The sequence below is a fragment of the Rhodopseudomonas palustris genome (genome assembly GCF_003226555.1).
Classification (GTDB): domain Bacteria; phylum Pseudomonadota; class Alphaproteobacteria; order Rhizobiales; family Xanthobacteraceae; genus Rhodopseudomonas; species Rhodopseudomonas palustris_I.
The window spans coordinates 1,353,167-1,369,904 of record NZ_QKQS01000023.1 but is presented as its reverse complement, the minus strand read 5'-3'; the positions used below and the strand labels follow the sequence as shown (position 1 = coordinate 1,369,904).

Sequence of the window (16,738 nt, the reverse complement as noted above, 5' to 3'; positions counted from 1 at the left end):
AGCATGTTCAAACGGACGTTTCAGACCGGGCTCGCGATCGGGCTCGTGGTCGCTGCCGGCATCGCGGCGGCGGCGATCACTTATGAGCGCTACGATACCAAGACGCTGAAGCGCACCATCCGCCGCGACGCCGTGCTGTGCGGCGTCAACAAGGGCCTGCCCGGCTTCGCAACACCCGACGACAAGGGCAATTGGAGCGGCTTCGACGTCGACTTCTGCCGCGCCGTGGCGGCGGCAATCTTCGACGACCCGACCAAGGTCAAGTTCCTGCCGCTCGATGCCAGCGAGCGCTTCAAGGAACTGCAGAGCCGCAAGGTCGACATTCTGTCGCGCAACTCGACCTGGAGCATGTCGCGCGAGACCAATTACGACCTGTATTTCCCGGCGGTCGCCTATTACGACGGCCAGGGCTTCATGGTTCCGGCGTCGCGCAAGATCGACGGCGCGGTCGAACTCGACGGCAGCAAGGTCTGCGTCCAGAACGGCACCACCACCCAGCTCAACCTCGCCGACTACTTCCGCGCCAACAACATGAAGTATCAGGAGGTCAAGGCCGACAAGTTCGACGACGTGGTGAAGGCCTACAAAGACGGCCAGTGCGATACCTTCACGGCCGACGTGTCGCAGCTCTACGCACTGCGCAAGACCTTCGCCAACGCCGCTGATCACGTCATCCTGCCCGACGTCATCTCCAAGGAACCGCTCGCACCGGTGGTGCGCCAGCGCGACGACGACTGGATGATGATTGTGAAGTGGACGCTGTACGCGATGATCAACGCCGAAGAACTCGGCATCACCTCGCAGAACATCGACCAGGCACTGAAGTCGAAGAAGCCGGACGTGATGCGCCTGGTCGGCACCGACGGCGCATTCGGCGAGGATCTCGGCCTGTCGAAGGACTGGGCCGCCCGCATCATCCGCCACGTCGGCAATTACGGCGAAGTCTACGACCGCAATGTCGGCCAGCTCGGCATCCCGCGCGGCCTCAACCAGCTCTGGAGCCACGGCGGCATCCAGTACGCGCCGCCGATCAGGTGATCGATCGGATTCGAGACGCTGCCGAACACACTGCCGTCATCGCCCGCGCAGGCGGGCGACCCAGTATTGCAGAGCGCCGGCGATCAGCAACGAAGTCTCTGGAATACTGGATCCCCGCATACGCGGGGATGACGACTGTGGGTGGGGTTGAAGGTCTTTGGCGTTGAACGCCAACCGCTGATAGCACCCTCTCGTCCGTCATTCCGGGGCGCGCGCAGCGCGAGCCCGGAATCTCGCGGTTCAGGGCGAGATCTCGAAACAATCTCGGGATTCCGGGTTCGCGAGCTAGCGCTCGCGCCCCGGAATGACCACGAAAGCGTCCTGACGAAGGGGAGCTCAGTACTTCTTCCACTCCGCCAGCGCCTCGGCATGGTAGGCGCTGTCGCCCAGCAGTTCCTGCAGCACCCGGGCGCGCTTCATGAACAGGCCGATGTCGAACTGGTCGGTCATGCCCATGCCGCCGTGCATCTGCACGCCTTCCTGCACTGCGAGCGTCGTCACCGTACCGGCCTTGGCCTTGGCGACTGATACCGCCACACGCGCCTGAGCCGCATCGGCGTCGACCGCCTGCAGCGCCTTGAGCACGGCGGCGCGAAGGATTTCGATCTCAGTGTAGAGATGCGCGGCGCGGTGCTGCAGCGCCTGGAATTCGCCGATCAGTCTGCCGAACTGCTTGCGCTCCTTGAGATAGCTGACCGTCCGGCCAAACGCCTCGTCGGCGACGCCGAGCATCTCGGCGGCGACCGCGGCGCGGCCGAGATTCAGCACCGCCTCGAGCAGCGCGCCGCCGCGATCGACCTCGCCGAGCACCTGATCGGCATTCACCTCGACGTCGTCGAAGCTGATCCGCGCTGCGTTGTGCGCATCGACCATCACGGTGCGCTCGATCGCAACGCCCTTGGCCTTCGGGTCGACCAGGAACAGCGTCAGGCCGTCGGCATCGCCCGGCTGGCCGCCGCTCCGCGCGGCGACGATCAACAGATCGGCGACGTGACCGTCGACCACCAGCGCCTTGTCGCCCTTCAGTTTGAAGCCGTTGCCGGAGCGGGTCGCCTGCAGCGCGATCTTGGCAGGCCGGTGCTTGGCGCCCTCGTCGACCGCCAGCGCCGCGATCAGCGAGCCATCGGCGATCTTCGGCAAGTGAGCCTTCTTCTGCGCCTCCGAGCCGCCGCGAACGAGCGCGGAAGCCGCCAGGATCGCGGTCGACAGCAGCGGCGACGGCGTCAGGTTGCGGCCGATCTCCTCCATCACCACGCCGGCCTCGACGCAGCCGAGCCCCGAGCCGCCGAATTCCTCCGGCACCAACAGGCCGGCGAGGCCCATTTCGGCAAAACTCTTCCACAATTCTCGGGAGAAGCCGGTGGCATCGCGCTCGTCGCGCAGCTTGCGCAAATGCGCGACCGGCGCCTTGTCGCCGATCAGTCCGCGCGCCGAATCGCGCAGCATGGTTTGTTCTTCGGTGAGGACGAGAGCCATGGGTGAGTTTCCGATCAGATCAATGATGTTGCAACGATACGAGGACCTCATGGTGAGGAGGCGCGCGCAGCGCGCCGTCTCGAACCATGAGCGCCGCGGCCCCTCATCCTTCGAGACGCGGCCTGACGGCCGCTCCTCAGGATGAGGACACCTACTAAGCCCCCGGCAGATCGAGGATGCGCTTGGCGACGATGCCGAGCATCACTTCGCTGGTGCCGCCCTCGATCGAGTTGGCCTTGGTGCGCAGCCAGGCGCGGGCGCGGGCGCCTTCGTGGCTGCGCTCGCTCTCCCACTCGAGTGCATCGATGCCGCCGGCCGACATCAGGATCTCGTGGCGGCGCTTGTTCAGCTCGGTGCCGTAGTACTTCATCGCCGAGGAAAACGCCGGATGCAGTTGCCCGGCCTTGGCGAGATCGACCGCCCGCTCCGCCGCGCAGGCAAGCGCCGCCTCGTCGACGTCGAACGTGGCGATCTGGCCGCGCAGAATCGGATCGTCGAGCCGGCCCTGATCGTCGGTGCCGAGCGAATCCGCCGCGACCTGGCCGAGCGGCCGGCCGCCGTCGCGCCCGCCCATCCCGGAGATCATCGCGCGCTCGTGCTGCAGCAGATACTTCGCCACATCCCAGCCGCGGTTGATGGTGCCGACCACGTGCGACTGCGGCACCCGGACGTTGTCGAAGAAGGTCTCGCAGAACGGCGACTTGCCGGAGATCAGCAGGATCGGCTTGGTGGTCACGCCGGGCGACGTCATGTCGAATAGAATGAAGCTGATGCCGTCGTGCTTCTTGGCGGCCGGATCGGTGCGCACCAGACAGAAAATCCAGTCGGCATAATTGGCGTAGGACGTCCAGATCTTCGAGCCGTTGATGATGAAGTCGTCGCCGTCCGGCACGGCGCGGGTCTGCAGCGAGGCCAGATCCGATCCGGCGTTCGGCTCGGAATAGCCCTGGCACCAGCGGATCTCACCGCGCGCGATCTTCGGCAAGTGCTCGGCCTTCTGCGCCTCGTTGCCGTATTTCAACAGCGCCGGCCCGAGCATCCAGATGCCGAACGAGGACAGCGGTGGGCGGGCGCCGATCGCAGCCATCTCTTCACGCAACACCTTGTGCTGGGCGCCGTCGAGCCCACCGCCGCCGTATTGCGTCGGCCAGTCCGGAACCGTCCAGCCCTTGTCGCGCATCCGCTCGAACCAGACTTTCTGCGCTTCGGACGCGAAGGTGGCGTTGCGCCCCCCCCAGAAATTGTCCTCGTCGCCTTGCATCGGCGTGCGCATCTCGGCGGGGCAATTAGCCTCCAGCCAGGCGCGGGTCTCGGCGCGGAATTGTTCGAGATCGGTCATGCGGTTTCCATCCACATTTGCGCCGACGCTTTGCACGCCGGCGATGCATTGTTGGCGGCGACCTTGGCGCGTCGCGCGGTGGAATTCAATATCCGTCTCGCGCTGCAGTCTTGCGGCGATGTGCTAGGGAACGGATGCCCGACAGCCAAAGAGGACAACCGAGGATGCGCCTGAATTTGCTTTCGCCTGGCGAAATGAGCGCCGAGCAGCGCGCGATCTACGACGAGTCGATCGCCAGCAAGCGCGGCAGCCCGCCGCCGCCGATGATGGCGTGGCTGGCGAGCCCGGAGATGGCGCGGCACGCCACCCGGCTCGGCGCCTTCCTGCGCTACGACACATCGCTGACCGCGGCGGAATCCGAACTCGCGATCCTGGTGACGGCGCGGCACTGGACCGCGCAGTTCGAATGGTACGCGCACAAGAAGATGGCGCTCGACGGCGGGCTCGATCCGGCCATCATCGACGCGATCCGCGACCGTCGCACGCCATCACTCGACGATCCGAAGGCGCAGGTGATCTACGATGTCGCCCGAGCCTTGCACGAAGCCAAGGGGCTGCCGCAGCCGCTGTATGACGAGGCGATGCGGCTGCTCGGCGAGCGCGGCTTGGTCGAAGTGATCGGACTGTGCGGCTACTACACAATGGTGTCGATGACGCTCAACGCCTACCAGTTCCCGCTTCCCGACGGCGAGACTCCGGAGCTCGACTGATACCAACGGACATTGATATTGACCGACGAGCGCCCAGTCCGGCGGCCCGATTGGGTGCACTTTCTGCTGCCGAGGATCCCCTTCGGCAGCACGGCCGAACGCACGGCCGTTCCAGATGGACAGTAGGTGGCATACGGACGGTATCGACGCCCATCGCCGCCGTCATCGCCAACCCAGGCATGTCGTCTTGGGCCGCGTTGACAAGGCGGGCCGGATTAAATGCGGGAGAGACGGTGCTCGTCAACGACGCAACCGGTGCTGCAGGAATCCTGGCTGTGAGAATTGCCCGCCAACTAGGCTGCTTCTGACCAAAGCAGCCGCAGCCTCGGTCACGCGGGCTTCACTCCGCACCCGTCCGACCCGAACGGCCCACTCCACGCCAGCTAAGCCGCCCGGCTCCGCGCCTCGTCCCCTATCAGATGCACGCGATTGCGGCCCGCCGCTTTGGCCTGATACAGCGCGAGGTCGGCTTCTTCGAACAGGTCGGTGATCCGCCGTCGATGCGGGCGGCCGATCAGGGCGGCGCCGATCGACGCGCTGACCTTGATGCGATGACCGTTCCAGAACAGCGGACGGCCGAGCATCACGATTGTCCGCTGCAGCACCTCGGCGATCCGCGCCGGATCGGTCGGCGCCCGCAGGATGATGGCGAACTCGTCACCGCCGAGCCGGCTGATCAGACCGGCGTTTTGGAATGCACGCCGGAGGCGCTGCGCTACCTCGCACAGGCATGCATCGCCGGCCAGATGGCCGAGCGTATCGTTGAGATCCTTGAAGCCATCGAGGTCGATCAGAACCAGCGCCGACGCGCAACCGTGATTGAGGCCATCGCCCACCACTTCGCGATAGCGCGTCTGAAACATCGCGCGATTGGCGAGACCGGTGAGCGGATCGGTTTCAGCCTGCCTCCGGAGGTGTTCGATCGACAGCCGGTCGGCAGTCACGTCCTGCTTGCAGCCGAAGATCCGCACCGAACGGTCACCCACGCGCAGCGCATCGATCGACAGACGCATCCAGCGTCTTTCGCCGTTCCAGGTTCGGATCTCGGTATCGAGCGTGACCGGACGGCCGCTGCGGATCACGTCGGCGCGGGCGAGCTCCATGTGCCGCCTGGATTCCTCGATGTAGAGGTCGACAATGCTAGCGCGCCGCAGCGGGTTGCCCGCCGGATAGCCGAAGATGGCATAGACCCCCGACGTCCAGCTCAAACGCTCGGTCTCGAGGTCACACTCCCAGACGCCGATCCGCGCCGCATTCAGCGCACGATCATAGAGGCGCAAGCGATCCACGTCCGATAAAACCGAAGCAGCAGGGTTGTCCCTCATCGGTGATCCGGCATCATTTCGCGACTTTGTTACCGACTTTAGGACTAGGGCAGCGGCATTAACGAATTCTATATGCCGCCCCGTATTCACCGGTCGCAGGCATGCGCCGGCGTCTCGCCCCTGAACCGCGCCGCTGAACAATCGGGATCCAGCGCCTTAAGAAACCACCGCTCGTCCTGCCTCACAACGCCCCGACGCGCGGCTCGGCGATTTCGGCAAGCCGCGGCATGTCCAGGATGGTCAGGCGGTGGCGGCCGCTTTTGACCAGTCCTTGCTTCTGCCAGGCGCTGAGGGTGCGGCTCACCGTGAAATACGTGAGCCCGGCCATCGAGGCGAGGTCGATCCGGGTCACCGGGGATTCGATGTGGATGCCGTCGGCGTTGGCGGTGCCGGCCTGGGCCGACAGCCGCAGCAGCGAGGCGGCGATCCGCTGCGCGATACACTTGCCGGTCATCTCGGTCGCCCGCTGCAGCATCTCGCGGGTGCGATCGCCGGCGATGCAGACGACGTTGTCGGCGATCGCCGGGCTCTGCTGTGTCAGCGCGATGAACGAGTTCGTCCGCCACGCCAGCGTCGCGGTGGCCTTAATCGCAGTCGCTGTCGCCGGATAGGAGCGCTGACGAAACGCCGCCACGCAACACAGATCGCCCGGCCGCATGATCCGCAACGTGATCTGTTCGCCTGCGCTGTTGATCTGTGTGATACGGACCAGGCCGCTGACGATCTGGTACAAATATTCCGGGGTATCGCCCTGGTGAAACAGCGCCTGCCCGACCGGAAATTGTCGCAGGCTCGACGCGTCGAGTAGACGCGAGGCCTCCGCCGGTGGCAGTTGCGAGAACAGTCCGCTCCGTGTTGCGGCTGCGTGGAAGGCACCCTTGTCCATCGTCGACCCGTAAATGTGCGGCGTTTGTCGTCGGGCGTTTCCTACGTTCTCTTCCCTATCAGCGCGCAGGCCGGCTGTGTTTTGAAGGCCTCTAATCGGCGCGTGAATAAATGTCACAGTTGCAAGGATTTCCAACCCGGCGGCGCGCATCGCCGGGCGTTGTTTGCTCGAAAGCAAACAGCGCCGCGAGGCCGCTCGATATGGTCGGCGCCGATCGAGAAAGCCGGGTCGCCATCGAGATCACATCCGAAAGACCGTGATCGTCGTCGCCCGCCGTTGCCGGGCAGACGGGCCGCGGCGGCTGGTCTTTCGCACGCGAGAAAGGGCGGACACATCGCCGCCGCGCGCGTCGAGAGGACGGGCGATCATCGAATGGACGGGGCTTTGGGAATGAATACGGATGCACATCGTCACTTGCAGGGGATGACCGCCGAGGTCGATACGGCGGCGCGCCGCCGCCCGGTGTGGACGATCGGCCTCGCGGCGCTGCTGACGTCGAGCAGCCAGCTCTGCTTTGCGCAATCGGCGACCCCGGGCGCGACTATAATGCTCGATACCATCGTGGTCGAGCAGCGGCGCGAGGCGGCGCGAGCGCCGGCGCGGCCGCGTTCGGTGGTGCGCCGCAACGCGCCCGCTGCGACTCCGAACGCTGCGCAGACCGCTTCGACCGTCCAGACGGTGGATCTGGTCCGCGAGCGGTTCAACGTGCTGGCGGGCGGCGTCGCGCTGGTGTCGCAGCAGGACATGCCTAACGCCGGCAATCCGACGCTCGCCAATACGCTGTCCGGCATTCCGGGACTGATCGTCCAAAACTTCCTCGGCGCCAACGACCAGCCGCGGATTCAGATGCGCGGCTCGGCACAGCAAAACCCAGCCGAGCGCGGCGTGCTGGTGCTGTACAACGGCCTGCCGATCAACCGCGCCGACGGCTCCTACATCGTCGGCTTCGCCAATCCGCGGCAGGCCGAAGCGATCGAAGTGTATCGCGGCTACATGGCCAACCGGCTCGGCGCCACCGTGCTGAGCGGCGCGATCAATTTCGTCTCGCCGACCGGATCGAGCCAGCCCGGCGTGCAGATGTCGGTGAGCGGCGGCAGCTTCGGCCAGATCAACAGCAGCGCGCAGATCGGCACCAGGAAGGACAATGTCGACGCGTTCCTGCAATTCGACACCAGCCGCCGCGACGGCTTCCGCGACTACAATGCGTCGGACCGCACCAGCCTCAACGCCAATGTCGGCATCGCGCTGTCGGAGAACGTCAAAACCCGGTTCTTTCTCGGCTACACCGATCTCGGCTTCGACGTCGCCGGCCCGATCAACAAGGATGCGCTGTTCGCCAATCCGCGGCAGACAGCGACTGGACCGACCGTGGTCAATGGCGTCGCGATCAATCCGGGCCCCAACGCGGTGCGTGACAAGCCGCGGCGCGACGCCAGCCAGTTCATGATCGGCAACCGCACCACCGCGACCTTCGACGCGCATCTGATCGACATCGCGCTCGGCTACACTTACACCGACGACACCTTCCGGTTTCCGATCTCTTCCGGCGCGCGCGCCACCAAGGGCGGCGACTTCACCGGCCTCGTCCGCTACGCCTACAATCCGGCGGACGCGCTGCTGCCGCTGTTCGAGACCACCGCGCAATACAGCGTCGGATCGGCGGACCGCGACTACTATCTCAACCAGAGCGGCATGACCGGCGCGCAGTTCGGCAGCAACCGGCTGGATGCGCAGACGTTGTCGCTGTACGCTGGCGCCAACGTGCCGGTCTGGCAGCAATGGACGGTGTCGCCGGCGATCTCCTACGCCTATGCGACCCGCGACAACGACGACCGCTACACCGCGGCGACGCGGCCGACGATCGCGTACAATCCGGCCAAGCCGACCGTGCTGCTGCCGAACGGCTCAGTGCCGAGCCAGGACAACGGCTACGCGCGATCCTACTCCGGCTGGAATCCGAGCCTGGCGCTGTCGTATCGGCCCGACGCGACGCAGACCTTCTTCATCGCCGGCAGCCACAGCTTCGAGCCGCCGACCCACGACGATCTGATCGCCACCATCAACGGCACCCCGAATTCTAGCCCCGGCCGCCCGACGCCGCCCAGCCCCAAGCTGGTCGCCGCGGCGTTCGCGACGCCGAACCTGTCGGCGCAGACCGCGGTGACGGTCGAAGGCGGCTGGCGCGGCCGCGCCGATCGGTTCTCCTGGGACGTCGTCTCCTACTACGCGTGGGTCGACAACGAGCTGCTCAATTTGCGCGACGTCACCGGCGCCTCGATCGGCGCGATCAACGCCGACCGCACCACGCATTTCGGCGTCGAGCTCGGCGTTGGCGTCAAGTTCACCGACCGGTTGTCGGGCCGTCTCGCCTACACCTATCAGGACTTCCGCTTCGTCGACGATCCGCTGCGCGGCAACAACAAGCTCGGCGGCGCGGTGCCGCATCTGATCTACGCGCAGTTGCAGCTGCAGGCGACCGACGCCTGGATGGTGCAGGGCGCGGTGCGCTGGAGCCCGGCCGAGGTGCCGGTCGACAACATGAACACGCTGTACGCCGATCCCTACGCCGTGGTCGACCTGCGCAGCGAGTACAGGATCAACAAGACCTTCCGGGTGTTCGGCGAGATCACCAACCTGTTCAACAAGACCTATGCGGCGACCACGTTGGTGGTGGATCAGGCGCGGCCCGATCAGGCCGCCTTCCTGCCCGGCGACGGCCGCGGCTTCTACGCCGGCATCAAGGCGTCGTTCTGATCAACCAGCAAGGATACGATATGACCAAACGTCTTCTTCTGGCGGCCATCGCGGCCGCCACACTTGTTGCGCCGGCGATCGCCGCGGACTCGGTCAGCCTTTCGCACTTCCTGGAGCAATGGGACGGCAACAATGACGGCGTCGTCACGCTGGCCGAGATCAAGCAGGGACGTGAGCAGCGGTTCTACGCCTTCGACGCCAATGCCGACGGCTATCTCGATCGCGACGAATACGCCCGCTTCGACAAGGTGCGCGACGCCGGCATCGCGCGGTTCTCGCCCGAGGAGCAGACCAAGATCCGGCAGATCGCTGACGGCTTGACGCTGCCGCGTAACGACACTGACGGCGACGGCCGGGTGTCACGGGCTGAATTCATCGACGGCAGCGCGGCGTGGATGAAGGCGATCGACAAGGATGGCGACGGGCAACTGACGTCGCGCGACTTCCCGGACTAGCGATCCGCCCGGGCCGATCAACACATCCGGCAACAAACCGCGCCGACATTAGGCAAATGGCGCCCCAATGTTGTGCATGTATCGCGCCAGTCGATAAGCTCAGCTTTTGGTCGCGATAAGAAGCGGCGCTTGGCGCAAAAAAAGAGCTGCGCACGATCGTGCGCAGCTCTGTTGGCGAACCGATCTGAGGTTTTGGTTACTGCAGTCCGATCGTGGTCACGTCCTGGAACCAGTGCTGCGCCTGGACGAAGCTCTTCACCTTCGGTGACAGCGCGTGCGGATTGGTATCGTGCACCACCCACACCAGCGCCGCGTCGTCGACGATCAGCGAATGCGCCTGCGCCAGCAGCTCGTCCTGCTTCTTGGGATCGAACGTGGTCTTGGCCTCGTCGATCAACGCGTCGACCTTGGGGTTCTTGTAGCCTCCCCAGTTGACGCCGACCGGCGCCACCTGTCCGGAATGGAAGAACCGCACGATCGCATACAGCGGGTCGGAGGTGACGTAGGCGATGTTGTTGGCGGTGATGCCGGCGTTGGATTCGTCGGCCGCCCCCTTCCGCCACGCGGTGTACAACACCTCGAGTTCGACCACCTTGAACTCGACGTCGATGCCGATCTCCTTGAAGCTCTGCTGCAGGAACTCGTTCATCGGCAGCGACAGCATCTGGCCGGTGCCGCCATTGGCGATGATGAAGGTGGTCTTCAGCGGCTTCTCCGGCGAGTAGCCGGCTTCCTTCACCAGCTTCTTGGCTTCGGCCAGATCGTATTTGATCTTGAACGACGGATGACCGAACCACGGGCTCGACGGGTCGACCTGACCGACCGCCGGTTTGGCGAGGCCGTTCATCAGCCCGACCACCGCATCGCGGTCGATCGCGAGATTGAGCGCCTTGCGCAAACGCACGTCCGTCCACGGCGAGCCGGGTAGCACGCTGAGGTGATAGTTCCAGACGTGCGGCGTGACGTTGTCGACGATCTTCATGCCGGCCGCTTTGAGCTGCGGCACGGCGTCGGGCGCTGGGGTTTCGATCAGATCGACCTGCCCCGCCAATAGCGCGTTGGTGCGGGTCAGCGCTTCGGGCATCGGCACCAGCACCAGCTTGTCGGTCTTCGGCAGCCGCGACTTGTCCCAGTAGTCGTTATTCTTCGTCAGCTCGGCGAGTTCGCGCGGCACCAGCTTGGTGAGCTTGAAGGGGCCAGTCCCTGACGGATTGGCGGCGAACTTGTCCCAATCCTTGCCGACCTTTTCATATTGCGCCGGGCTCGACACCAGGAACCACAGCATCTGATACGGGAAGAACGAGTCGACGGTCTTGGTGGTGATCTCCACGGTGTAATCGTCGATCTTCGCCCAGCTCTTCACCGAGGGCAGCCGCGTTTTCACCTGCGCGCTCTGCCGCTTGTCGAATTGCGGTGCCTTATCGTTGAGAACCTTGTCGAGATTCCAGATCACCGCGTCGGCGTTGAAGTCGCTGCCGTCGTGAAACTTCACGCCCTTGCGTAAGCTGAAGCGCCACTTGGTCTTGTCGGCGTCGTCGACCTTCCACTCGGTCGCCAGCCCCGGCACCAGCTTGCCGGGCCGGTCGCCGACGTTCATCTCCCACGCCACCAGCGGATCGTAGATGGTGTAGCCGGTGAACTGATAAGCGCCGGCGCCGCGATCCGGCTGACCAGTGGTCAGCGGAATGTCCGCCATCGAGATCCCGTAACGCACCACGGTTTCCGCGCGCGCCGCGCCGATCGCACTCGCCGCGGCAAACAACGCGCCCAGCACCCATGAACTCCTAAGCCGCACCATCGCAACTGATCTCCTGATGACGATGGGCGAACAGCCTGCAACCAGCGCGCCACGCGCGCACCGCAGTTTTGCATTGGGGGTCTGCGCACATTTTCAGGGATGCGGTTTCGGATCGCGGATGCACGCGACGGCAGTCTGCCGCTTTGCTTGGCACATGCATTGCATTGACCAGCCTGCCAATTAGTCACTGCAAAGGGACTCTCGTCGAATGCGTAATTCTCGTCTTAACAACCGTCGTGCTGTGCTGCTCGCTCTGTCGATGGCAAGCGTCTTCATGATGCCATCGCTGGCGTCCGCCGAATCCGTGCTGCGCATCGGCATGACGGCCGCGGACATTCCGCGCACCCTCGGACAGCCTGATCAGGGCTTCGAAGGTAATCGTTTCACCGGACTGACGATGTACGACGGCCTAACGATGTGGGACCTGTCGTCGGCAACCAAAGCGAGTGTCGTGATTCCCGGCCTCGCCACCGAGTGGAAGGTGAAGGACGATGATCACACAAAGTGGATTTTCAAGCTGCGCCCCGGCGTCAAGTTTCACGACGGTAGTGACTTCAACGCCGACGCCGTGGTTTGGAACGTCGACAAGGTGCTCAACAAAGAAGCACCTCAATACGATCCCAGCCAGATCGGTGTGACCGCATCGCGCATGCCGACCCTGGTGTCGGCGAAGAAGATCGACGACATGACGGTCGAGCTCACCACCAAGGAGCCCGACAGCTTCCTGCCGATCAATCTCACCAACCTGTTCATCGCCAGCCCGACCAAATGGAAGGCGTTGTACGACAAGGCCGAAGGCGCCGACGCCAAAGCGAAGTCGACCGCCGCCTGGGCCGCATTCGCCAAGGACGCGTCCGGCACCGGCCCGTGGAAGATGGCGAAGTTCACGCCGCGCGAGCGGCTCGAGCTGGTCAAGAACGATGGCTACTGGGACAAGAACCGCATCCCCCATGTCGACCGCATGGTGCTGCTGCCGATGCCGGAAGCCAACGCCCGCACCGCGGCGCTGCTGTCCGGCCAGGTCGACTGGATCGAAGCCCCCGCCCCCGACGCGGTGAAAGAAATTGAATCCCGCGGCTTCAAGATCGAGAAGAACGAACAGCCGCACGTCTGGCCGTGGCAGTTCTCGCGGATCGAAGGCTCGCCCTGGAACGACATCCGGGTTCGCCGCGCCGCCAATCTGTGCATCGACCGTGAAGGCATGCGCGACGGGCTGCTCGCCGGCCTGATGGTGCCGGCGACCGGTACGTTCGAGCCCGGCCATCCCTGGCGCGGCAAGCCCTCGTTCCAGATCAAGTACGATCTGCCAGCGGCGCAGAAGCTGATGAAGGAAGCCGGCTACGGCCCGAACAAGAAACTCACCGTCAAGGTGCAGACCTCGGCGTCGGGCTCCGGCCAGATGCTGCCGCTGCCGATGAACGAGTATCTGCAGCAGGCGCTGGCGGAGTGTTACTTCGACGTCAAGCTCGACGTGATCGAATGGAACACGCTGTTCACCAACTGGCGCCGCGGCGTCAAGGATCCGTCGGCGAACGGCTCCGACGCGATCAACGTCACCTACGCGGCGATGGACCCGTTCTTCGCGCTGGTTCGCTTCCTGCAGTCGTCGATGGCGCCGCCGGTGTCGAACAATTGGGGTTACATCAACAACCCGAAGTTCGACGAGCTGGTGAAGAAGGCGCGAACCACGTTTGACGACAAGCAGCGTGACGAAGTGCTAGCCGAGCTAAACGCCGCTTCGATCGACGACGCCGCGTTCCTTTACGTCGCCCACGACGTCGGCCCGCGCGCGCTCAGCCCGAAGATCAAGGGCTTCGTCCAGCCCAAGAGCTGGTTCGTCGACTTCTCTCCGGTGTCGATCGCACCGTAAGAGGCACTGCTGAAACTCCAGCCCGTCATTGCGAGGAGCGAAGCGACGAAGCAATCCAGCCCTATGCACTGATCACTGGATTGCTTCGCTGCGCTCGCAATGACGGGGGGAGACGCCCCGATCCGACTGACTGCATCCTCGTTCGAGTGAGAGTCCCGTGCTCGCCTATATCGCCCGCCGCATCGTTTATGTCGTTCCGATCGTCCTCAGCGTCGCGCTGGTGTGCTTCATGCTGGTGCACATCACGCCCGGCGATCCGCTGGTCGCCGTGCTGCCGGCGGACGCGTCGCAGGAGCTCGCGGCGCAGCTGCGCACCGCCTACGGCTTCGACCGGCCGCTGCCGGTACAGTTCGGGCTGTGGCTGTGGAAGGCGCTGCACGGCGATCTCGGCACTTCGATCGCAACCGGCCGTCCGGTGCTGGCCGAGGTGATGCGCGCCGTCAGCAACACCGTGATGCTGGCGATCGCTGCGGCGATCATCGGGTTTTCGTTCGGCCTGCTGTTCGGCCTGATCGCCGGCTACTTCCGCGACACCTGGATCGACAAGATGGCCACCGGCATCGCCATCGCCGGCGTCTCGGTGCCGCACTACTGGCTCGGCATGGTGCTGGTGATCGTGTTCTCGGTGCAGCTCAACTGGCTGCCCGCGGTCGGCGCCGGCCCCGGCGGCTCCGGGCAATGGGCCTGGGACTGGGCGCATATCCGTTTCCTGATCCTGCCGGCGATCACCACCTCGGTCATCCCGATGGGCATCGTCACCCGCACGGTGCGGGCGCTCACCGGCGATATCCTGTCGCAGGATTTCGTCGAGGCGCTACGCGCCAAGGGCCTGCGCGAAACCGGCGTGTTTGGCCACGTCGTCAAGAACGCGGCGCCGACCGCGCTCGCCGTGATGGGCCTTCAGCTCGGCTACATGCTCGGCGGCTCGATCCTGGTCGAGACGGTGTTCTCCTGGCCGGGCTCCGGGCTGCTGCTCAATTCGGCGATCTTCCAGCGCGACCTGCCGCTGCTGCAGGGCACGATCCTGGTGCTGGCGCTGTTCTTCGTGCTGCTCAATCTCTCGGTCGACATCGCCCAGGCGCTGATCGATCCGCGGATCAAGCGGGCCTGACGTCATGGGAGCACCGACGATGAGTTTGACCGCTTCCGACGCCGCGCCGCAGACCGCACCCGCCGGTAAAGCCCGCGGCTATTGGGCCAATGTCGGCCGGCGCCTGATCCGCGATAAGATCGCGGTCGCCTGCGGCATCATCCTGCTGCTGATCGTGCTCGCCGCGGTGCTGGCGCCGTGGCTGCATCTCGCCGATCCGTATCAGGGCTCGATGATCCGGCGGCTGAAACCGATCGGCACCGCCAACTATCCGCTGGGCAGCGACGAACTCGGCCGCGACATGCTGGCCCGGCTGGTCTATGGCGGCCGGCTGTCGCTGTTCATCGGCGTGCTGCCGGTGATTTTCGCTTTCATGATCGGCACCTCGCTGGGCCTGATCGCCGGCTATGTCGGCGGCAAGGTCAACACCGCGATCATGCGGACGATCGACGTGTTCTACGCCTTCCCGTCGGTGCTGCTGGCGATCGCGATCTCCGGCGCGCTCGGCGCCGGCATCACCAACTCGATCGTATCGCTGACCGTGGTGTTCGTGCCGCAGATCACCCGCGTCGCGGAAAGCGTCACCACCAGCGTCCGCAACATGGATTTCGTCGAAGCCGCCCGCGCCTCCGGCGCCGGCGCCTTCACCATCATGCGGGTGCACATGCTCGGCAACGTGCTCGGCCCGATCTTCGTCTACGCCACCGGCCTGATCTCGGTGTCGATGATCCTGGCCGCCGGCCTGTCGTTCCTCGGTCTCGGCACCAAGCCGCCGGAGCCGGAATGGGGCTTGATGCTGAACACGCTGCGCACCGCGATCTACGTCAACCCCTGGGTGGCGGCGCTGCCCGGCGTGATGATCTTCGCGGTGTCGATCTGCTTCAACCTGCTGAGCGACTCGATGCGCAGCGCCATGGACATCAGGAACTGAGGCGATGAGCAAAGCCGTTTCCGCAATCGCAGAAGTCGAAAAATTCGAGCCGATCGAAGACATCGGCGGCGCCGCCCAGCCGCTGCTGCAGGTCAACGGTCTCACCAAGCATTTCCCGGTGCGCGGCACCGGACTGTTCGGCGGCGCCAAGACGGTGCGGGCGGTCGACGACGTCAGCTTCTCGATCGCCAAGGGCGAGACGCTCGGCATCGTCGGCGAATCCGGCTGCGGCAAGTCGACCACCGCGCGGCTGTTGATGCACCTGATGCCGACGACCGCAGGCGAGATCATTTTCGACGCCCGGCAGGTGGGGCGCGAGCTCAGCTTACGCGAGCTGCGCCGCGGCATGCAGATGGTGTTTCAGGACAGCTATGCCTCGCTCAATCCGCGGCTGACGATCGAGGACTCGATCGCGTTCGGCCCGAAGGTCCACGGCATGAGCGACGCCAGCGCCCGCGCGCTGGCGCGCGAACTGCTCGGCAAGGTCGGGCTGCGGCCCGAGAACTTCGCGCATCGCTATCCGCACGAAGTGTCCGGCGGCCAGCGCCAGCGCGTCAACATCGCCCGCGCGCTGGCGCTGTCGCCGCGCCTGGTGATCCTCGACGAGTCGGTGTCTGCGCTCGACAAATCGGTCGAGGCGCAGGTGCTGAATCTGCTCGCCGACCTGAAGCGCGAATTCGGCCTGACCTATCTTTTCATCAGCCACGATCTCAACGTGGTGCGCTACATCTCAGACCGCGTGCTGGTGATGTATCTCGGCGAAGTCGTCGAGCTCGGCCCGGTCGACGACGTGTGGGATCAGCCTGCGCATCCCTATACGCGGGCGCTGCTGGCGGCGATGCCGTCGTCCGATCCCGACCGCCGCACCGAGGTTCCGCCGATCACCGGCGATCCGCCGAACCCGATTGATCCGCCGGCCGGCTGCCGGTTTCATCCGCGCTGTCCGTTCGCGGAGGCGCTATGCTCGCAGGCCAAGCCAAAGCTGTCGCCGATCGGCGACAGCGGCCATCAGGCCGCGTGCTTCATGTCGATTCCCGGCTCGGGACACAGCCGCGCCGCCTAAGGA

At 65.1% G+C, this 16,738-nt stretch carries 13 protein-coding genes; 8 read left to right on the top strand and 5 right to left on the bottom strand.

All coding sequences use genetic code 11. The annotated features are described in order from the left end of the window. Positions 1–3 precede the first annotated feature (3 nt). Positions 4–1,038, top strand: a complete 1,035-nt coding sequence (locus DNX69_RS18875; protein WP_110787438.1) for an amino acid ABC transporter substrate-binding protein — start codon at positions 4–6, stop codon at positions 1,036–1,038. Positions 1,039–1,374: 336 nt separating this feature from the next. Here the strand turns inward: DNX69_RS18875 and DNX69_RS18870 are convergent, their stop codons facing one another. Further along, entirely contained in the window at positions 1,375–2,514 is a 1,140-nt protein-coding gene (locus DNX69_RS18870) for an acyl-CoA dehydrogenase family protein (RefSeq protein WP_110787437.1), read from the bottom strand. A gap of 154 nt (positions 2,515–2,668) precedes the next feature. Then, positions 2,669–3,853, bottom strand: a complete 1,185-nt coding sequence (locus tag DNX69_RS18865) for an acyl-CoA dehydrogenase family protein (protein WP_110787436.1) — start codon at positions 3,851–3,853, stop codon at positions 2,669–2,671. A 164-nt stretch (positions 3,854–4,017) separates the two neighbouring features. Here DNX69_RS18865 and DNX69_RS18860 point away from each other — a divergent pair, with 164 nt between their 5' ends. Beyond that, the gene (locus tag DNX69_RS18860) at positions 4,018–4,563 is read left to right on the top strand and encodes a carboxymuconolactone decarboxylase family protein (protein ID WP_110787435.1); all 546 of its coding nucleotides are present in this window, start codon (positions 4,018–4,020) and stop codon (positions 4,561–4,563) included. Positions 4,564–4,946: 383 nt separating this feature from the next. Here the strand turns inward: DNX69_RS18860 and DNX69_RS18850 are convergent, their stop codons facing one another. Beyond that, positions 4,947–5,888 (bottom strand): sensor domain-containing diguanylate cyclase, encoded by a 942-nt coding sequence (locus tag DNX69_RS18850; protein ID WP_110787434.1) that lies wholly within the window; start codon positions 5,886–5,888, stop codon positions 4,947–4,949. Between the two features lie 181 nt (positions 5,889–6,069). Further along, positions 6,070–6,774, bottom strand: coding sequence for a Crp/Fnr family transcriptional regulator (locus DNX69_RS18845; protein ID WP_110787433.1), 705 nt, complete (start codon positions 6,772–6,774; stop codon positions 6,070–6,072). 390 nt (positions 6,775–7,164) lie between these two features. On the opposite strand from DNX69_RS18845, the gene DNX69_RS18840 reads away from it, so the two are divergent. Next, positions 7,165–9,528: a TonB-dependent receptor family protein gene (locus DNX69_RS18840; protein ID WP_234827003.1), complete on the top strand. Its 2,364-nt coding sequence runs from the start codon at positions 7,165–7,167 to the stop codon at positions 9,526–9,528. A gap of 20 nt (positions 9,529–9,548) precedes the next feature. Continuing rightward, complete coding sequence (locus tag DNX69_RS18835; protein ID WP_110787431.1) at positions 9,549–9,983, top strand: EF-hand domain-containing protein; 435 nt, start codon at positions 9,549–9,551, stop codon at positions 9,981–9,983. A 196-nt stretch (positions 9,984–10,179) separates the two neighbouring features. On the opposite strand, the gene DNX69_RS18830 is transcribed toward DNX69_RS18835, so the two are convergent. Next, entirely contained in the window at positions 10,180–11,781 is a 1,602-nt protein-coding gene (locus DNX69_RS18830) for an ABC transporter substrate-binding protein (RefSeq protein WP_110787430.1), read from the bottom strand. Positions 11,782–11,989: 208 nt separating this feature from the next. On the opposite strand from DNX69_RS18830, the gene DNX69_RS18825 reads away from it, so the two are divergent. The 4 genes from DNX69_RS18825 to DNX69_RS18810 all read left to right on the top strand — a co-directional run bounded on the left by DNX69_RS18825 (position 11,990) and on the right by DNX69_RS18810 (position 16,735). Next, positions 11,990–13,651, top strand: coding sequence for an ABC transporter substrate-binding protein (locus DNX69_RS18825; RefSeq protein WP_110787429.1), 1,662 nt, complete (start codon positions 11,990–11,992; stop codon positions 13,649–13,651). Between the two features lie 157 nt (positions 13,652–13,808). Next, complete coding sequence (locus DNX69_RS18820) at positions 13,809–14,762, top strand: ABC transporter permease (protein WP_110787428.1); 954 nt, start codon at positions 13,809–13,811, stop codon at positions 14,760–14,762. A 19-nt stretch (positions 14,763–14,781) separates the two neighbouring features. Beyond that, a complete protein-coding gene (locus tag DNX69_RS18815) occupies positions 14,782–15,672 on the top strand; it encodes an ABC transporter permease (RefSeq protein WP_110787427.1) in 891 nt (296 codons plus the stop codon). 4 nt (positions 15,673–15,676) lie between these two features. Continuing rightward, on the top strand, positions 15,677–16,735 hold the full coding sequence (locus DNX69_RS18810) for an ABC transporter ATP-binding protein (RefSeq protein WP_110787426.1): 1,059 nt from the start codon (positions 15,677–15,679) through the stop codon (positions 16,733–16,735). The last annotated feature ends 3 nt before the right edge of the window (positions 16,736–16,738 follow it).

What these genes read in the sequence shown, in the direction of transcription:
- DNX69_RS18875 (WP_110787438.1), top strand. Translation starts at nt 4, where the DNA reads ATGTTCAAACGGACGTTTCAGACCGGGCTCGCGATCGGGCTCGTGGTC.
- DNX69_RS18870 (WP_110787437.1), bottom strand. Translation starts at nt 2,514, where the DNA reads ATGGCTCTCGTCCTCACCGAAGAACAAACCATGCTGCGCGATTCGGCG.
- DNX69_RS18865 (WP_110787436.1), bottom strand. Translation starts at nt 3,853, where the DNA reads ATGACCGATCTCGAACAATTCCGCGCCGAGACCCGCGCCTGGCTGGAG.
- DNX69_RS18860 (WP_110787435.1), top strand. Translation starts at nt 4,018, where the DNA reads ATGCGCCTGAATTTGCTTTCGCCTGGCGAAATGAGCGCCGAGCAGCGC.
- DNX69_RS18850 (WP_110787434.1), bottom strand. Translation starts at nt 5,888, where the DNA reads ATGAGGGACAACCCTGCTGCTTCGGTTTTATCGGACGTGGATCGCTTG.
- DNX69_RS18845 (WP_110787433.1), bottom strand. Translation starts at nt 6,774, where the DNA reads ATGGACAAGGGTGCCTTCCACGCAGCCGCAACACGGAGCGGACTGTTC.
- DNX69_RS18840 (WP_234827003.1), top strand. Translation starts at nt 7,165, where the DNA reads ATGAATACGGATGCACATCGTCACTTGCAGGGGATGACCGCCGAGGTC.
- DNX69_RS18835 (WP_110787431.1), top strand. Translation starts at nt 9,549, where the DNA reads ATGACCAAACGTCTTCTTCTGGCGGCCATCGCGGCCGCCACACTTGTT.
- DNX69_RS18830 (WP_110787430.1), bottom strand. Translation starts at nt 11,781, where the DNA reads ATGGTGCGGCTTAGGAGTTCATGGGTGCTGGGCGCGTTGTTTGCCGCG.
- DNX69_RS18825 (WP_110787429.1), top strand. Translation starts at nt 11,990, where the DNA reads ATGCGTAATTCTCGTCTTAACAACCGTCGTGCTGTGCTGCTCGCTCTG.
- DNX69_RS18815 (WP_110787427.1), top strand. Translation starts at nt 14,782, where the DNA reads ATGAGTTTGACCGCTTCCGACGCCGCGCCGCAGACCGCACCCGCCGGT.
- DNX69_RS18810 (WP_110787426.1), top strand. Translation starts at nt 15,677, where the DNA reads ATGAGCAAAGCCGTTTCCGCAATCGCAGAAGTCGAAAAATTCGAGCCG.